Genomic DNA, 15,918 nt, shown 5'->3' with positions numbered 1-15,918 from the left:
GCTGGCTGTCCGTTTTAACTATGTACCTGCATAGAGTAAAACAACAGTCTATTCCTGGCCAATTTCTTATGTGGTTAGAGCTGACTGTTCACGATTGCTTTTCAATAATTATGATTATGGGTTGTGGTTTGATTACCATCACCATTTTACTGGTCTGATGCACTTTGTGGCAAGTTTTATGCTACGAACTGCCAGGCTCTCTCGTTCTCGAAGGAAAGGTGAGGGGCGTTTATCCGGTAACAGCCTGGTTGGAAGTTTCCAACCAGGCTGTTATTGATGGTTTATTGCTGGCTGGTTTGTGTGCGCCAGAGGTGAAGGATATGGAGGGTATCGATCACGATTTGTTCGAGGGGCTCGAGCGCAATATGCTCTTCGGTGGTATGTTCATTGACCACGCCAGTCGAAATAGTGTACGCCCGGATATTTGGACGCAGGCCTGCTGTATCACTACCGATGAACGTTGGCTGCATCTGCAGGTTGGCCCCGCGTTGTGCCAGGGCTACTCTATAGGCATTAAGCAGCGGTTCATCTGGACTAATGCTATAGCTCTCATGTAGCATCTTAAAGTTGATACTGACACGCCCTCCCAAACGTTGGGCGGTCTCTTCAAAAGCCTGCTGTATCTGCATTTTATATTGCTGACGTATTTCAGCGGACTCAAAACTGCGTATCTCACCCTCAATCGTCAATGTATCGGGCACTGCATTACGCGCAACTCCACCATTGATGCGGCCGATATTGATACGTGTCTGATCCAATGAAAGTGATCCACTGACGAAGTTCGCCTGCCGGAAAATATCAATCGCACTTACCGTGCCTGTGAGATCTTTGCCAGGATGCCCGGACTTGCCATGGATGGTGATATCGAATGTCTCATATGAAGCAGCATTCGAGACGACTACACCAGCTTCAAACGCATTATCAAATACAAGGCCATCGGCCACGTTCCAACGGCTAACATCAAAGTTATTGGCACCACACAAACCACATTCCTCCTGTACTGTAAAGAGTAGAACCAGGGGAGGAAGTTGTATCTGTTGTTCGATGGCGCGACGTATCACCTCTAAAATAATGGTGATGCCTGCCGCATCATCAGCGCCCAGATTGGTTTGCCCATCGCTGTAGAGCACCCCATCTTTTAAGATAGGCGTGTGCCCAAGTCCCGGCGCTACACGATCCATATGGGCATTCAGCAATATGGGCGTTCCTTCGCCTTCCATGGTAGCAATCAAGTTTCCCATAGCATCAACCCGGGTCTGCAAACCCAGGCTTGTCAGGTGCTTTTCCAGATAAGCACGCACATATTCTTCTTGTCCCGAAGTGCTGGGAATACGAATTATTTCTTCCAGTGTACGGTAAAGTTGTTCGGCATAGATAAACATTTTTTTCGCTCTCCTCTACATCCTCATAATATCACAACGAACTAGCCAGCCTTTCCGATGAATACAGCCAGTAGTATGGTTTTGTTGTCCAGTTGCACCCCTTTAGGTTATAATGGTGACATTCTTCGCTTCAGCTTGTACCGCGCTCTCAGGAAGCAGTACCACCGCCTTTATTTTCAAATGGTTTCAAATACCACATTTGCGTGGAGGGGGGATTCCGTGCATGTCTCGTAGTTCAACGGAATTCATGGGAACACCAGCCGGGTTGTTTCACTGGATTCCTGGCGAAATGATTGTGATTGCTCGTCTGACTCGCATTCCTCTAGATGATGCTCTTGACACAGTAGCCGAACAGATTCGTCTCCAACTGAATAAGTTGTTAGTCCGTTATCAATTGACGGTAGACCATTATGGGACGGCAGGCCGCTGGAGTGAGAGTCCGGTGATGCCACCGGTGCGTCGTCGTGCCTTTGTCTTTGGTCTGGATCGTAAGCAACCGCTCATCGCACTGTTTTTTCATGCCCGGCAACTTGATACTCGCGATGGTGATCCTTTGCCTGCAGCTCTTTCTTATATACATGCGAATGTCGCGTATTTCGCACAAATAGGTCTGCATATTATCTCAGCGATGCCGAACTGGTTAGTGACGGCGGCCCCATTATTTTACAATGATGGTGGCCCGGTGGCCCCACCACGTCCCGCGCCGGCTCTGGACCTACCAGATTCTGCCAATACACTGCCTGGATGGCATTTACAATTTGCTCCGCAAGGTCTGTCGCTGGATGCGCGAGCAGCGGAAGATGTGGTCGTGGTTGTGCTTGATACGGCCCATCATGCTGATCGAATTCGCAGCGCCGCCACACGTCCAGAGCTACGCCGCAACTGGCTGTTACAACGTCTGGCTGAGGATATGCGCCTGGAAGACGGCTCGTTTGTGGTTGAGTATGATCGTTATACACTGACCAATGATGTCCGTACAGGACATGATGCCGACCAGCTTACGCGTTATTATTTAATGCCTGATCATGGTCTTTTTGTCTCTGGCATTATTCGCGACCTGGCCCCACGTGCTCGGATTCGCCTGGTACGGGCGTTGAATGATTTTGGTGGGAGTGACCTGTATACGCTTTTTGCGATTCTCACTGATCTAGAGCACGAGCTGGTCTCCGGCACTATACGTCGGCTGGTTATTAATCTCAGTCTGACCATTATGCCAGATATGCGGCGTTTGCCATATCTATGGTTTCAAGAGCGCCAATGGCCCACCGCCCAATTATTGGGAGCTCAACACGCATTAACCTCGTTGGAAGAAGGTTTGCGCCTCCTGTTTGAAAGTTTGCAGGCTCACGGGGCTCTCATCGTTGCTGCGGCTGGCAATGATTCTACCCAGGCCGTCCAGATGGACCTGCCACCGCGCCCGCCACGGGTGCCTGCCCGTTATGCTTCGACCCTGGGGGTGAGCTCTGTCAATAGCCATTTTATGCCCTCCCAATTCGCGAACGCAGCTAATCTACCTACCAGTGAAGCGGGTGTGGCCACCTTTGGCGGCGATAGTCCGGGGCTCTTAGATAAAAATGGCCTGCAAGATGCTGTGCGGGGAGTGTTCATCTCGCCCACCTTCCCCACCGGCGAAACGAATTATAACGGTTGGGCCGACTGGAGCGGGACGTCATTTTCCACTGCCATGATCACTGCTCTGGGAGCACATTTGATGGCACAGGGGTGGTCTGCTTCCAACATCATTACTCGTCTCTCAGTTGGACAGGAGCAACGGAGCGATATTGCGTTTGGCACTCCACCTGATCTAACCAGTCTGCTTGCTAATATGATTTATGTGCAACAACGCTTTGGGATATAAATTTATAAAAAATAGAGAAATTAATCCATTGTCCGATTCATCCCGTTTTTTTATTCAAGTCAAAGTGGAAATAAATTCTTACTGTTCCTTGTTTTTATTAGTGGGCATCATTTCTTGACGCTTCACTTTTTGTAGGTTACAATACACGCAAAAGTAGTTGTAGCCACAACAATTATGTTATCTGGATAGTTAAAGGGTTCCTTGGCAACCCTTTCGGAGAGGTGAATTTATATGATTGAGCAGAACCAGCAATCGGCGACCGAGACAAGTGTTCTGACCATGACATCCGCCGCAGCAGAAAAAGTTCGCGAGCTGCTCAAGCAGGAAAATGATCCCGCTTTAGGTCTGCGCGTTTTCGTCGCAGGTGGTGGTTGCTCAGGCCTCCAGTACGGCATGACTCTTGATGAAGAGCAGGATGGCGATACCGTCATCTCCATGAGCGACATCAAAATCTTCGTTGACGACATGAGCCTGGGGTATATCACAGGTAGTGAAGTCGATTATGTTGATAGCTTGATGGGTGCTGGCTTCACCGTGAATAATCCTAATGCTGTCTCAAGCTGTGGCTGTGGTCATTCCTTCAAAACTGCCGATGGCGGTGGCGAGTCCCGTAGCTGCGGTTGCGGTCACTAATGAATAGATGAAAATAGCATAGCAAGCCAGTTTGTAGACTGATTCGCTATGCTAAGCAAGGAAGATTCCCGTGAATATCATATTCTGGGAGTCTTCCTTTTTTTGTATCATGTACTAACCGGCGCAATTTACTCGTCTTCAGAGAATGTGTCGTTATCCTGGTCGCTTTCAGCAGGTGTGGTCAGCAGGCGCTGTACCAGGCCAGGCATATCGCTGGTGAATTTTGAATTAGCCACGACTTTGTTGGCACCCGCCTCAAGTGCACGTTTCCGTGCCTCCAGATCCATATGCGAGCCAAAGGCCAGCACTGGCACCTGTTGAACGACGGCTGCCCGAATCGCCTCTTCCCAATCAACACCCTGGATCGCGATATTCACAATTGCCAGAACTGGCTTATGGGGTGTCTGTAAGCCCTTTTCAAAGGCTGACAGATTGCGAGCGATCAAGACATCCATAGCATGATGACTGAGCGTATCGCGAATTTTCACCGAGAAAAAGAGATCTTTTTCCAGTGTAATAATAGTAGTAGCCACAATATTTCTTCCTAATCTTCGGTACTTTCATAGACAGGCCGGCGGAAACGATCGCCCAGTTCCTGATTGATCAATGTTTGATCGGTATAGAGCTCGGGAGTCAGAACATGGTGGGTGCCATTACAATAAGGCTTATCACATTTTTTTGCATGGCTGGTTTCCAGCACCAGGTTGCCATCCTCCACGGTTGCCCAGATATGGCGACGTGAATAACCATCTCCCCATTTAAAAATCAGGCCGGCCTTATACTCGTAGAAGCGTCCCTGTCCATAAAGAAAATCGCGGTTAAACATCTCAAGGATCGGGCGGATATGGCTGGCGGCGATCACTTGAGCAGTTGGTGGTGACATGGTGGTTGTCGCCTCGTCAGCAAGATCTTCTTGAGGAATGAACAGCTCGCGTTGAGAATGTTGTTCTTCGCGGATCATCTGTTTGATCATTTCCCCTTCTGCATTGCTCAAATTATGGCCCTGTCCCAGAATCGGGGCTTTACCAGATTGTTCAGAATTATGTTTGCCAGGCACAGTAGAAACTCCTTGCGTACTTTAACCAACAATACAACATATCAGCAACGCCACAGGGCATTGTTGCTGTACTGCTACCTCATTTCAATGTTATCAGTAAAGCAATGTAATCTCTCATAGCTTACAACGCCAGTCGCATCCGTACAAGTTTTCCAATAATTATAGTAGCACTTCGTTTCTTGCTCTGTCAGCTTAACATGCAATAGTTAAAGTACAGATATTCAAAACATCTGTACTTGACATATGTTCTATTACTGATTATACTTCTGGTATATACAAGTATAAATCGTTCTCATCTCTATTGCTTGATACGTAGCATAATAAGAACAAGAGTTCTAGTGTATTACTAGAATGCAGACATGCAGGACAGGTGCCCATGAGCGTAGCAAAGGGCGTTGCGGTTGGGGTAGAGATTGGAGGAGGGCAAACAACGGTTGCATTAATTGATCAGGAAGGGCATGTGCAACAACGCTGTATTGCCAAAACATTACGGAGTCGTCCAGCAGTCGCAACCCTTGACCCATATTTACGCGCAATTGATATGATGCTAACACATGCCAGGGAGCACGAAATGGAAGTCCTTGGTATAGGTATCAGTCTCCCTGGATCAGTAGATAGCGCGGCCCGTCGTCCATTGCACGTACCGATTCTCCCCTCCCTCAATAATTTTCCCCTCTCGGACCTCCTCGAAAGTCGTTATGCACTTCCCACTCACATCTATGCTGATGTCGATGCCGCTATTCTCGGAGAGCATCGTTTTGGATCTGGAAAAGCCCACCAGCGCTTACTGTACTTAACCGTAAACGCGGTGGTAGGTGCATCGCTGGTGATAGATGGTCAGCTTGAGCGCTCTGGCCGGCAATATGTCGGCCATGTCTGTCATGTTCCTATATCTTCCACCGGACCGCGTTGTAGTTGTGGTAAGCCTGGTTGCATTAACACGTTACTCTCGATTGAAGCGGTCAAACGGATGGTGCAACGGGCCCTGCGACGTGGTGAAGAAACAACCTTAACCCAGCGTTTTCAGCGTCATGAAGTGTTTAGCCATCAATTATTGGGTGAGGAGGCGGCGCGTGGCGATAATCTGGCGCTACAAATTTATCGTGAACTTGCGCGCTGGTTGGTTGAAGCTATTAGTTGTTATATCAGCTTATTTGAACCAGGTATTTTTATTTTAGGCGGTGGTGTATTATATGGAGGCGAAAGTTTGCTTGCGCAGATACGCACACTGATTAGCGCCCGTTTTCCGCTGGCCTTGTCTCAGCGGACCGAAGTTGTATCATCCTGTCTGAGAAACGATGCCGCCTTGATTGGTTCGATTGTACCTTTTGCTGGTCTCTAACATACATCCTGGACAAGGCTAGATTTTGGAACATATACTATTTCTATGAAAAACACACAGATTCCTGTGATTGTGATTGACGATACTCCCGTTAAACGCCGAGGAGTATGTGAATTTGTGGAAGAGACAACGCTTCTACAAATTCAAGGACAGTCTGGGGATGCCCAGGGCGCGATCACATTGATTGAGCAGTTATGTCTGCAACAGGCTGAAAATGCTGCACTTTCTGGTTGGTTAGTTCTGTCGGATCTGCGCCTCGGCTCAAGCAATGGCGTGGAACTGGGGCGTGCGTTGTTAGAGATCGCTCCGGGTCTCCGTGTGGTTATCTATACGCAGGATCCTAGTTGGACGCTGGCGGCTGAGGTATTTCGGCATGAGTATACACGTCGGGGGACTCTTCGCAGTCGTAGTCGGCGCGCGGGCAAAGCTTCAGGCTTGCATGGTTATGCGCTTTTCAACAATATGGAACCCGACTATTTAGAACATATTGCTGCCGAGGTCGTGCAGCGTAAAGAAACCTTTATTGATCCCGAGGTTTTGAATTATCTGCTTAAACGCCTACGTGGCTTGCGCCTGACGCCGCGGCAGGAAGAATGCGCCACCTTGATTGCTCAAGGATTAAGCAATGATGATATTGCTTTACGCATGGGCTTTCTGAATACCAAAGGCGCTCCCAATATTGGTCCGGTTGAGAATCTTGTCAGTGAACTGTACAATTTCTTTTCGATAGAAGGTGCCCCCAGTGATCCAGGTCGCCGTGTCCTGCTGGCTCATGCCTATGAAGCCTACGCTGGACTGCGGCGCGAGCCTTCACCACTATAAAGCTTAATTATATTGTTCTTTATAATCAGGTAATGCTTGAGAGACTGGAAGTTGTGCCTCTGGTGGTAAAGGAATCTCTAGCAGGATGGTCGTGCCATGGTTGGGTCCAGGACTGGGAAAAGACTCTATGTGAAGGGTGCCGTGGGCGGCGCGCACTTTTAATTCACCTTTGAACAGACTTGTTTTCTCGGGTGGAACATTGCGAATATTAAAACCATGGCCATCATCAGCGATTTCCACTTTGAGGATGTTTTCCTCGCATGTGGTGCGCACGGTAGCGAAGCTTGCTCCCGCGTGATTATATATATTGAGTAAAGCCTGTGTCACCGTGTAGGAGATGGCTTCCGCAATCTTCTCACCGATATCTGTTTGCTCTAAATCCAGACTTAACGCATCCAGGGCCCAGAGATCGGCTTGAATCTGCAGAGAAGATTCAGGATGCAACTGGGGTAAATCCTCGCGTACAAGCTTTTCCAGGTGTAGTTTTAAGCCCAGACTACGCCTTTGGTAAGCATCTTCGACCAGCAGTTGTAAGCCATGGAGATCTCTTTCAAGCTCCTCGCTGATTTTACGCACCTTCCCCAATGCCTCAATAATTTGCGGCGCAGTTACTTTTCCATCTATGGAACGCTCCATCTCCAGCCGTAGCTTATGCTGCCAGTAACCAAGTAATGAGCGAATGCGTAGCGCCTGTTGTTTGGGTTGATCGTGGATGCGCTGTGACAAAAGAGAGCGCAGGTGCGCATCAGCATGCAGCAAAAGTTCAGTTGCATGGGTAAGTTCTTCATTCGTTTTCTGTAAGACGCGGGCAGTCTTCTGTTGCTCCTGCAGTGCCTCCTCACGCTGGTCGAGAGTGACATGCAAGCGAGCGATCAAGCGGAGAGAACGAATGGCGTAAAGCAAGATCAGTGGATAAATAGTAGCGAGCATATAGAAGGTTGAGAGCGGCAGCAGGGTTTTTCCAGTGAGTAGTATCGGCAATACTCCAAAGCAGAAACCAAGGCCGATCCCACCAATCCATAATGTTAACAAATCACCGATGTGATGGCGGATTCGCGAAGGAATAATTTGTCCGCGCACTTCCTGAGGGCGACGCTTGCTTGCTGGCCAGAGATTCAGCATCTGGAGGATTGAGACGATGCCAATACTTAAGCTAACCACTCCTCCCAGTACTGCATAGCCCAGACTGAGCTCAATATTTGTACGTATGGGTACATGGCCAATTGTCAAAAAAGAGAGCCATTCATATCCTATCAAGAGCAATAGGGGAGCGTAAGGTAAGCCGTCGATGAGCCAGCTAGGATTGCGCTCTTTCATCATGGCAATTGGTCGGTACGTGAGGCTTAGATGGATGAAGGCGGCTCCCAGTAAGGCAAAGCAAGGGATCCAGACCATTTGCACAATAAAATCCGGTGGGGTCGCGCTTTGAATATTTCCCCAATGGCTATAGAGCAGAAGCAACATTGCAGGTGGAAGTAAGGTGAGTCCTTCAACCGCTCCCGTCCATTCAGAGGCTGTCGCGAGTAAGACGATGCCGACAATCAGCCAGCTTATGCCAGCGATAAAGGTCATTCCAAAGGTTTGCCACCACAAATCCCAGTTAAAAACAGAGGTTGGCCGGGTAAAGATCATCGATGATGTCTGGTCACCTCCAGCGGTGTAGGTAATGATCTCCCCCGGGTGTGCATGTTGATATACTTTCTGCATACCAGCTGCACCAGGCGTATTATTGGCTTTAATGATATGGGTATCACTGGTCAGCGACCCGGACGGAATCGCAAAAGGAGGCAGTTGTGGGGGGGTGGTGATGATGACAATTTGTCCATTGGAGCTATCACTATCAATAGCCCAGGTAAAACCGCCAAAGACTTTCCCAAACTCATGAAACAGACGTAAATGCCCTGCTCCACTGATCAGCACTAGAAGCAATGCGACCACCAGATATAAGATTGTAAGTCTGGGACGCAGACGTTGCCACCAGACATGAGTTGTATGCTGTTCAGAGCTAAATGCAGTAGACACACTTAAGTGTAGCACTTTAAAATCCACTATCGCAAGTCAACCGGGCTGTATGGCAAATCTTTCTTGAGCCTTGGCCTGGAATATGGTATACTGATTAGATGAATAGCTGTACGTATGTGCAGGTATGCGAGGAAAGGATGAAGAAGAGTATGGCTGCGAAATCAGTTGTTTCTCCTGCCAATATTTCTGCTATTGATGAGATATGTCAGGAGCGCGTAATCCATGTTGAACATGTGGCCGCGATTCGGCATAACGGGCTTCCAGTAGATGATGCTTTGCGGATCGCCACGCTTTTCTCTGTGTTGAGTGATCCAACACGTTTGCAGGTCATGCATGCTCTCTTATCCTCTCCAACAGGTGAGTTATGCGTTTGTGATCTGGCCGCTGGACTCGGGCGTGACGATACGACTATCTCTCATCAGTTACGAGTGTTACGGCAACAGAAAGTGGTGACGATGCGCAAAGTCGGTCGCGTGGTCTATTACCGATTGGTTGATGAACATATTCGCCACTTATTACGCATGGGTATTGATCATACTGCTGAAGGCCAGATATCAGGAAGTGCAGTAGATCGTGAGGTAGCGCAATGAGTTCAGGACATACACATACACACGCGCATGGACATCATCACGATCATACGCATGGCATGGCCAGAAAGACGCTGCGAACCGCTTTTTTTCTGACGATTATCATTTTTCTGGCTGGTATCGTAGGTGGCATTCTGTCGCACTCACTGGCCTTGCTATCAGATGCGGGACATACCTTAACTGATCTTTTTGCGTTGGGATTGGCCTGGTTTGCTGCGGGACAGGCTGAGCGACCTTCAAACGAGCGTAAAACCTATGGCTATCATCGTGTTGGTATTCTCGTTGCCTTGCTGAACGCAATCTCTTTAATTCTGATCGCCGTTTTTATCGCCTGGGAAGCCCTGCAACGCTTTCAGCATCCTGAGCCTGTTGAGCCATTGATCATGTTTGTATCGGCTGGTATTGGCATTGCCATCAATCTGTTTATTGGTTTTGGATTGAGTAAGGAGAGCCATAATCTTAATATGCGTGCAGCAAGTCTGCATGTGTTTGGCGATGTCGGCGCTGCGGTTGCAGTTATTCTCGCAGGTGCGATCATCTACTTTACTGGCTGGACATTTGTGGATCCTCTGCTCTCAGTAGGTATTGCCGCGTTCATCGCTTTTGGCGCGTGGGGTATTGTACGCGAAACCACCGACATTTTGCTTGAAGCTGTTCCTGCTGATATCTCCCTCAAACAACTCGTGGAAGATATCAAGTCGTTCGATGGGGTGAATGACGTGCATGACCTACACGTCTGGTGTATTGCCAGTGGTATGTCGGCCCTTTCCTGCCATGTCTCCATCTGTGATCTGGCCCCCCAGGAAAACGCGCGAACCTTAGGCCAGATTCAGACCATGTTACAAACGACATATAATATCAGCCATGCGACGATCCAGTTTGAATGTAAGGATCATGCTTCATCCTGCTGTGGCGATGAAAGCCTTTATTGTCGCTTAAGCTCAGGTGCTCAGGATGAGTGCTGTGATCATGATCATGAGGCGGTCAGCGCCCAATCTCTGACAAAGTAAGAGCTATGCCGTTTTGACAGATGATGCTGTGTTTTGCTTGACATGGAATGCCAGCCGTGCTATTTTTGTGTGGCAGGCATTTAAGCGCAAGAAGATGCCTTTATGGCAGCAGTGAAGAGGTACAGCGATGCAAACGTCACAATCACCACGTTCCCTGAAAGAAAAGCAGCGGCAGGAACGCGAGACATTAATCCTTCAGGTTGCTGAAGAGGTTTTTTTAGAGCGCGGCTACCATGAAACCTCAATGGATGAAATTGCCAGCCGGGTTGGCATCGCTAAAGGTACCGTCTATCTGCATTTTCCAGGCAAAGATGATTTGATTGTGGCCATTTTTGCTCGCGATATGCAAGAGATTTTGCGCCATCTGGATGCCAGCCTGGATGCCCAGTCCTCTCCCCAGGCCAAGTTAGAGGCGCTGCTGTATTTTATGTATGCAGGACTGTTCCACAAACGTACACAACTCCTCTCCACCATTTATCATAGCGTTGATATGCGCCGCCTGTTTGCGGAAAAAGGAAATTGCATCAAATCTTTATGGGAAAGTGTAGTTGAGCGTGTGTCTTTGCTCTTAGAAGAAGGGAAGGCACGGGGAGAGTTCGATGCCACGCTCCCAACGAGTGTGATGACCAGTATTTTTTTAAGCTTGTTATCTCCGAAAAGCTATGAACGCCTGATCTCAGAAGATAAACTTTCCCCAGAAGATATCGTTATCCACGTCGGAAAAATCTTCTTTCGTGGCATTGCCGCGCAATAGTCATTCCATCCTGTATTTTTCCTGTCGTTAGCTCTTGATGATCTTTAATTTTAAAGAAGGTATAAAAAGCTCTCCCACCTATGGTGGGAGGCGAGGGGATGAGATGAGTGGGGGGCACCCCATACCCCGGCAGGAGGGGCTCGATGCCCCTCTTTATACCTGATTTATTTGTGAAAGATCATCAAGAGCCAGAAGATACAACAGACTACTGATTACTCGCCGCTACTACGTAACTTATAGACTTTAATTGCAACCTGCAATGTCAGCCAGTTACTGCGTTCTTGCAAATCAATATCGCACAGTGACTGAAGACGTTCCAGACGTTGGATCAAGGTGTTACGGTGTACAAAAAGCTTTTCTGATGTCTTGGTCAGATTGCCCGCGCACTCAAGATATGTTTCCAGTGTATCCAGAAGATCAGTATTTTTGCGCCGGTCATAGTTATCAATGTGGGCAATTTGATCCTGGTACACATCGCGCAAATCGTCCATATGGGCGATTTTATAGAGATAGCGATAGACTCCCAGATCATTGAAATGGGTAACGATAGGAACTCTCTTTCCTTCCGTCAATTTCGGCTCCTGTAGATTCTGTCCCATTTGTAGTGCTTCATTCGCTTCTGCAAAGCCGCGTCGGTAGTCATTGATGTATTGGCAGGTGTTGCCAATACCGATTGACAGGAAGACATCGTATTCATTGCGCATCTGCACTGCCAGGTCCTTAAGCCAGAGTTTCAGGCGTGAGCCATTGGGATCCTTGCTGAGCGGAAGAATGCACGTAATCAAATTTTCATGCTCATAGAAAACTGAGCCTGAATAATTATCTTGAATGCGACGTCGAACAATACCTCCCATACGCTTGTATGCGGCCTGTAAGGTGATTCCCTGGGAATAGGCTGGATTATCTGAACTGGCCGGACGTGGCAGATCGCGTTTCCGTTCTGGCCTGGCCTGTTTCTGGGGAGTAGCTGTGGCATCATCCCAGCGCGCATCCACGTGCGTAATTTCCACCATTACAGCCGCATGTGCACGTGTCAGATCGCAGCCAAGGAAATGCGCGCGTTGCCGCAGTGAATCCTCTGAATCGCTGGTGCCCTGCATCAAATCGTCAAAGAAACCTTTCACCAGATTTTTTTGTGCCAGCTGGTTTACCAGGTAGCTATTCTTAATGGCAATCGCGGCCTGATTAGCGATAGTGGTTAGGAGCGTTTGATCTTCTGGTGAATAGCGCCGGGCTTTGTTCGAATAACAATTGATCAAGCCTAGCTGTTCCGTGCCAGAGATCAACGGGGCTGAAATCAAGGCACGATATTGATTATCTTTGAGTGGATTGAGCCGTTCGAGCGCATGTTCATTTTCTAGATCAAGCTCAAGAGAGGACTGGGTATTGTCTTTTGCCAGATTTGCTTCATTCAACTCGCGCAGGCGTTCAAGGGTCGTGCGATCAATGTCGATGGCGTGAAACTGAGCGCGATCATTGAGATTAGGGGAGGAAGCGCGCACTGTCAGGCGTCTGGCTTGCCGGGAGCTTTCAAGATCACGTTCACGTGCCTGATCCATCAGCATAATGACGCATAAATCTACTTCCATTAATTGTACGGTCAGGGTTGCAAGTGAACGGAGCATATCATCGAGATACAGACCAGAACTGATCGTCTGGCTGAGAATGGAAAGTGTGGTGAGCGTGCTCAGTTTGCGTTGTGTGTTTTCGTAGAGTTGTGCATTTTCAATGGCACTGGCAACAAGGGACGCAGTATTGGTGATAAATAAACGATGTTGTTCTGTAAACTCATGAGGAGCGATGGCCTGTAGCGTGATGACGCCGATCAGATGGCGTGTTTTTGTGATGATCGGCACAGTCATAATGGACTGAAACTTTTCCTCTTCCAACTCAGGGAAATAGCAAAAGCGTGGATCTTCCAGGGCCTCATCAGTGAGGAAGACTGGTTTTTGGTGTAGTGCAACCCAACCCGCAATCCCTTCTCCAACCCCCATCGTGATTTTTCCTACCAGGTGGCGATAGCGTTCATTGGTGCTGGCCAGCACCAGTCGTTCTTTGTCTTTGTCATAAAGATAGATGAATGCCATCTGGCAGGACGTAGCGCGGACGACTGTGTCCACAAGGTGACGTAACACATCATCAAGCCTCAGCGTTGAGCCGACGGTGGAAATTACTTCATTAAGTAGGGTATTCTCCTGTGTCCGCATCTCGATCTCGTTGCGCAGTTCGCTAATTTCCAATTGTAACTGCTCAAGCGACTGCTCCGAGTCGGTGGGGGAACAAGAGGGAAGCTGATGATTTGTACTTGCCTTGAAAGACATGCAACCTCCTGATCTGACAACTGCTAGCACAGGTGTGCGTCTGTCACCACCGCTGCAACCATTGGAACCGTGGTTGTCATAGAAGTCTCGAATTCTGTGTACATTGTGCCGAATGTGTTGATGGGCGACCAGATGGTGTAGACTTGGGAGCGCTACATCATTGGTCGCCCTTTACAGGTTAGCTTCATATGGATACTCCGTCCATAACTATATATGAGCCATTGTACCCATTTTCTTGCTCTACGTCTAGAGTTTAACCTTCGCTTAAACATTTTCATTAAGAAAGTAGTTGAAAAGCACTGAATTGTGCCTGTTTCAATGGAAGCTTTTCGCTTATTTTTGGCATTTTTTCATCAATGATAAATGATTATTAACTGAATACTTTTGAGGAAATTTATTTTACTGGATGTTTTTATTGAGAAAATCTTTTGGTTGTCTCCGTATTTAGTGACTGAGAATATGTGCAGTTCTTCATACATGAATGCTTACACTTGTATTTACAAGTTGACAGAAGATCATCCTTCCCTGTTATAATTGAAGAGCTGATGGAGATTTTTCGCATATTTGTTTGCTTTTTTTAGTCTGTTTTTTTTATTTGTCGCATTATTGTCTTCCTTATTTACAAAGGAGCCTTCATTCTTGGCTACAGATACAGTTGATACCCCTGTCATGGAACAGGGTATCGAGACACATGGAATCGAACGTGTCTCTCCACAGGCCAGAACGCATGTCCGCATTATTGATAATTTCACCATGTGGCTATCCGCCAATCTGGTGCTATCAACCGTCGCACTTGGAGCGCTGGCAATTCCTCTATTTAAGCTTGGTTTCTGGCAGGGGATTGCAATTATTGTTGTATTTAATCTTTTAGGTGTCCTGCCAGTTGCCTTTTTCTCCACGCTTGGACCAAAGCTTGGTTTGCGGCAAATGACGATTACCCGCTTCTCCTTTGGCTGGCTGGGAACCATCATTATGGCCTTGTTCAATATTGCTGCATGTATTGGATGGTCTGCTGTCAATGTCATTGTAGGTGGACAACTGGTACAGGCGCTCAGCCATGGTGCAGTCCCGGCCTGGGCGGGTATTCTGATTATTGCCGTGCTCACAACTGTGGTCAGTATTTATGGATATAAATATGTGCACCGCTATGAGCGCTACGCCTGGATCCCGATGGCATTGATTTTTATTTTGTTGATGGTGCTAGCCGGTCCACATGTGGTAGTTGTGCCTGGTCCAGCTCTTAATCTGGGTACGCTGGCCAGTCTAATCTCCTTTGGAGGAGCCATCTATGGTTTCGCTACCGGTTGGAGTTCCTATGCTGCTGATTACAATGTAAATCAGCCAGAAGAAACTTCCGCTGCGCGTATCTTCTGGTTAACCTTTCTGGGTGTTACCATTCCCTGCATTGTTCTGGAAATTCTGGGACTGTGCTTAACTACTGTGAGTGCTTACCGTGCTGCTAGTACTGGAGACTCGCTGGCTCTGGTCTTAAAGCCTCTTGGTGGTCTGGGTACTGTTATTCTGGCTTTGCTGGCGCTCAGCGTGGTTGCTAACAACATTCCCAATGACTATAGCCTTGGGCTGACCATGCAGGTTCTGGGCCATGCTTTCCAGCGTGTTAATCGCGCAATCTGGACGCTGATCGGGGCAGTCATTTATGTATTGATTGCCATTCCCTCTGTGAATAGTTTCAGCGAGACGCTTGACAATTTCCTGTTGCTGATCGCTTACTGGTTAGGTCCCTGGTGTATTATTCTGATCCTTGAGCATTTTGTTTTCCGCAAAGGAAACTACAACATCGATGATTGGAATACACGCAGTAAACTCCCGGTTGGCTGGGCAGCTATAGCCTCGATGTTCCTGGGCCTGATTGGTGTCTGGTTAGGAGCTTCGCAGTATCTTTTCACCGGTCCAATCGCCAGATCTCTGGGAGGTATGGATATTGGTTTTGAATTAGGGGTTGTTATTGCTGCGGTCGCCTATCTCATTTTACGGCGTATTGAATTGAAGCAAACTGGCCGCTAAGTCATTCTGACAACGCTATTTGTCCAGGTTTGACAGTTGTAGCTACTATAAAAGGGATATCCTTCGTGCAAGAGGGGCATCCCTTTTTGTTATCTGTGGCGTTAA

The 15,918-nt window shown here is 48.0% G+C and carries 13 protein-coding genes; 8 read left to right on the top strand and 5 right to left on the bottom strand.

The window, feature by feature from the left end; all coding sequences use genetic code 11:
• Positions 1–281 precede the first annotated feature (281 nt).
• Positions 282–1,382 (bottom strand): M20/M25/M40 family metallo-hydrolase, encoded by a 1,101-nt coding sequence (locus KDW_RS03660; RefSeq protein WP_151754704.1) that lies wholly within the window; start codon positions 1,380–1,382, stop codon positions 282–284.
• A gap of 223 nt (positions 1,383–1,605) precedes the next feature.
• Here KDW_RS03660 and KDW_RS03655 point away from each other — a divergent pair, with 223 nt between their 5' ends.
• Positions 1,606–3,240 carry a S8 family serine peptidase gene (locus KDW_RS03655; protein ID WP_162004922.1) on the top strand — a complete coding sequence of 545 codons (1,635 nt, stop codon included), beginning with the start codon at positions 1,606–1,608 and terminating at the stop codon, positions 3,238–3,240.
• A 231-nt stretch (positions 3,241–3,471) separates the two neighbouring features.
• On the top strand, positions 3,472–3,873 hold the full coding sequence (erpA, locus tag KDW_RS03650) for an iron-sulfur cluster insertion protein ErpA (RefSeq protein ID WP_151754702.1): 402 nt from the start codon (positions 3,472–3,474) through the stop codon (positions 3,871–3,873).
• Between the two features lie 128 nt (positions 3,874–4,001).
• On the opposite strand, the gene KDW_RS03645 is transcribed toward erpA, so the two are convergent.
• Together KDW_RS03645 and KDW_RS03640 are read right to left on the bottom strand one after the other, a co-directional pair.
• The gene (locus KDW_RS03645; protein ID WP_151754701.1) at positions 4,002–4,406 is read right to left on the bottom strand and encodes a PleD family two-component system response regulator; all 405 of its coding nucleotides are present in this window, start codon (positions 4,404–4,406) and stop codon (positions 4,002–4,004) included.
• Between the two features lie 11 nt (positions 4,407–4,417).
• Positions 4,418–4,930, bottom strand: coding sequence for a hypothetical protein (locus KDW_RS03640; RefSeq protein WP_151754700.1), 513 nt, complete (start codon positions 4,928–4,930; stop codon positions 4,418–4,420).
• Positions 4,931–5,306: 376 nt separating this feature from the next.
• Between KDW_RS03640 and KDW_RS03635 the strand changes: the two genes are divergently transcribed.
• Together KDW_RS03635 and KDW_RS03630 are read left to right on the top strand one after the other, a co-directional pair.
• Positions 5,307–6,272, top strand: coding sequence for an ROK family protein (locus KDW_RS03635; RefSeq protein WP_151754699.1), 966 nt, complete (start codon positions 5,307–5,309; stop codon positions 6,270–6,272).
• Between the two features lie 45 nt (positions 6,273–6,317).
• Complete coding sequence (locus KDW_RS03630) at positions 6,318–7,094, top strand: transcriptional regulator (protein WP_151754698.1); 777 nt, start codon at positions 6,318–6,320, stop codon at positions 7,092–7,094.
• A gap of 3 nt (positions 7,095–7,097) precedes the next feature.
• Here KDW_RS03630 and KDW_RS03625 read toward each other — a convergent pair whose 3' ends face one another.
• A complete protein-coding gene (locus KDW_RS03625; RefSeq protein WP_151754697.1) occupies positions 7,098–9,116 on the bottom strand; it encodes a sensor histidine kinase in 2,019 nt (672 codons plus the stop codon).
• A 149-nt stretch (positions 9,117–9,265) separates the two neighbouring features.
• Between KDW_RS03625 and KDW_RS03620 the strand changes: the two genes are divergently transcribed.
• The 3 genes from KDW_RS03620 (at position 9,266) to KDW_RS03610 (ending at position 11,467) form a co-directional block, all read left to right on the top strand.
• The gene (locus KDW_RS03620) at positions 9,266–9,706 is read left to right on the top strand and encodes an ArsR/SmtB family transcription factor (RefSeq protein ID WP_151754696.1); all 441 of its coding nucleotides are present in this window, start codon (positions 9,266–9,268) and stop codon (positions 9,704–9,706) included.
• Positions 9,703–10,713 (top strand): cation diffusion facilitator family transporter, encoded by a 1,011-nt coding sequence (locus KDW_RS03615; RefSeq protein WP_151754695.1) that lies wholly within the window; start codon positions 9,703–9,705, stop codon positions 10,711–10,713. Before KDW_RS03620 ends, KDW_RS03615 begins: the two co-directional genes overlap by 4 nt.
• A 127-nt stretch (positions 10,714–10,840) precedes the next feature.
• Positions 10,841–11,467 carry a TetR/AcrR family transcriptional regulator gene (locus KDW_RS03610; RefSeq protein WP_151754694.1) on the top strand — a complete coding sequence of 209 codons (627 nt, stop codon included), beginning with the start codon at positions 10,841–10,843 and terminating at the stop codon, positions 11,465–11,467.
• 212 nt (positions 11,468–11,679) lie between these two features.
• Here the strand turns inward: KDW_RS03610 and KDW_RS03605 are convergent, their stop codons facing one another.
• Positions 11,680–13,788, bottom strand: coding sequence for a GAF domain-containing protein (locus KDW_RS03605; RefSeq protein ID WP_151754693.1), 2,109 nt, complete (start codon positions 13,786–13,788; stop codon positions 11,680–11,682).
• A 639-nt stretch (positions 13,789–14,427) separates the two neighbouring features.
• Between KDW_RS03605 and KDW_RS03600 the strand changes: the two genes are divergently transcribed.
• On the top strand, positions 14,428–15,813 hold the full coding sequence (locus KDW_RS03600) for a cytosine permease (protein ID WP_151754692.1): 1,386 nt from the start codon (positions 14,428–14,430) through the stop codon (positions 15,811–15,813).
• Positions 15,814–15,918 lie beyond the last annotated feature (105 nt).

Source organism: Dictyobacter vulcani, assembly GCF_008974265.1.
Taxonomy (GTDB): domain Bacteria; phylum Chloroflexota; class Ktedonobacteria; order Ktedonobacterales; family Ktedonobacteraceae; genus Dictyobacter; species Dictyobacter vulcani.
This window is presented reverse-complemented; position numbering and strand designations above follow the sequence as displayed.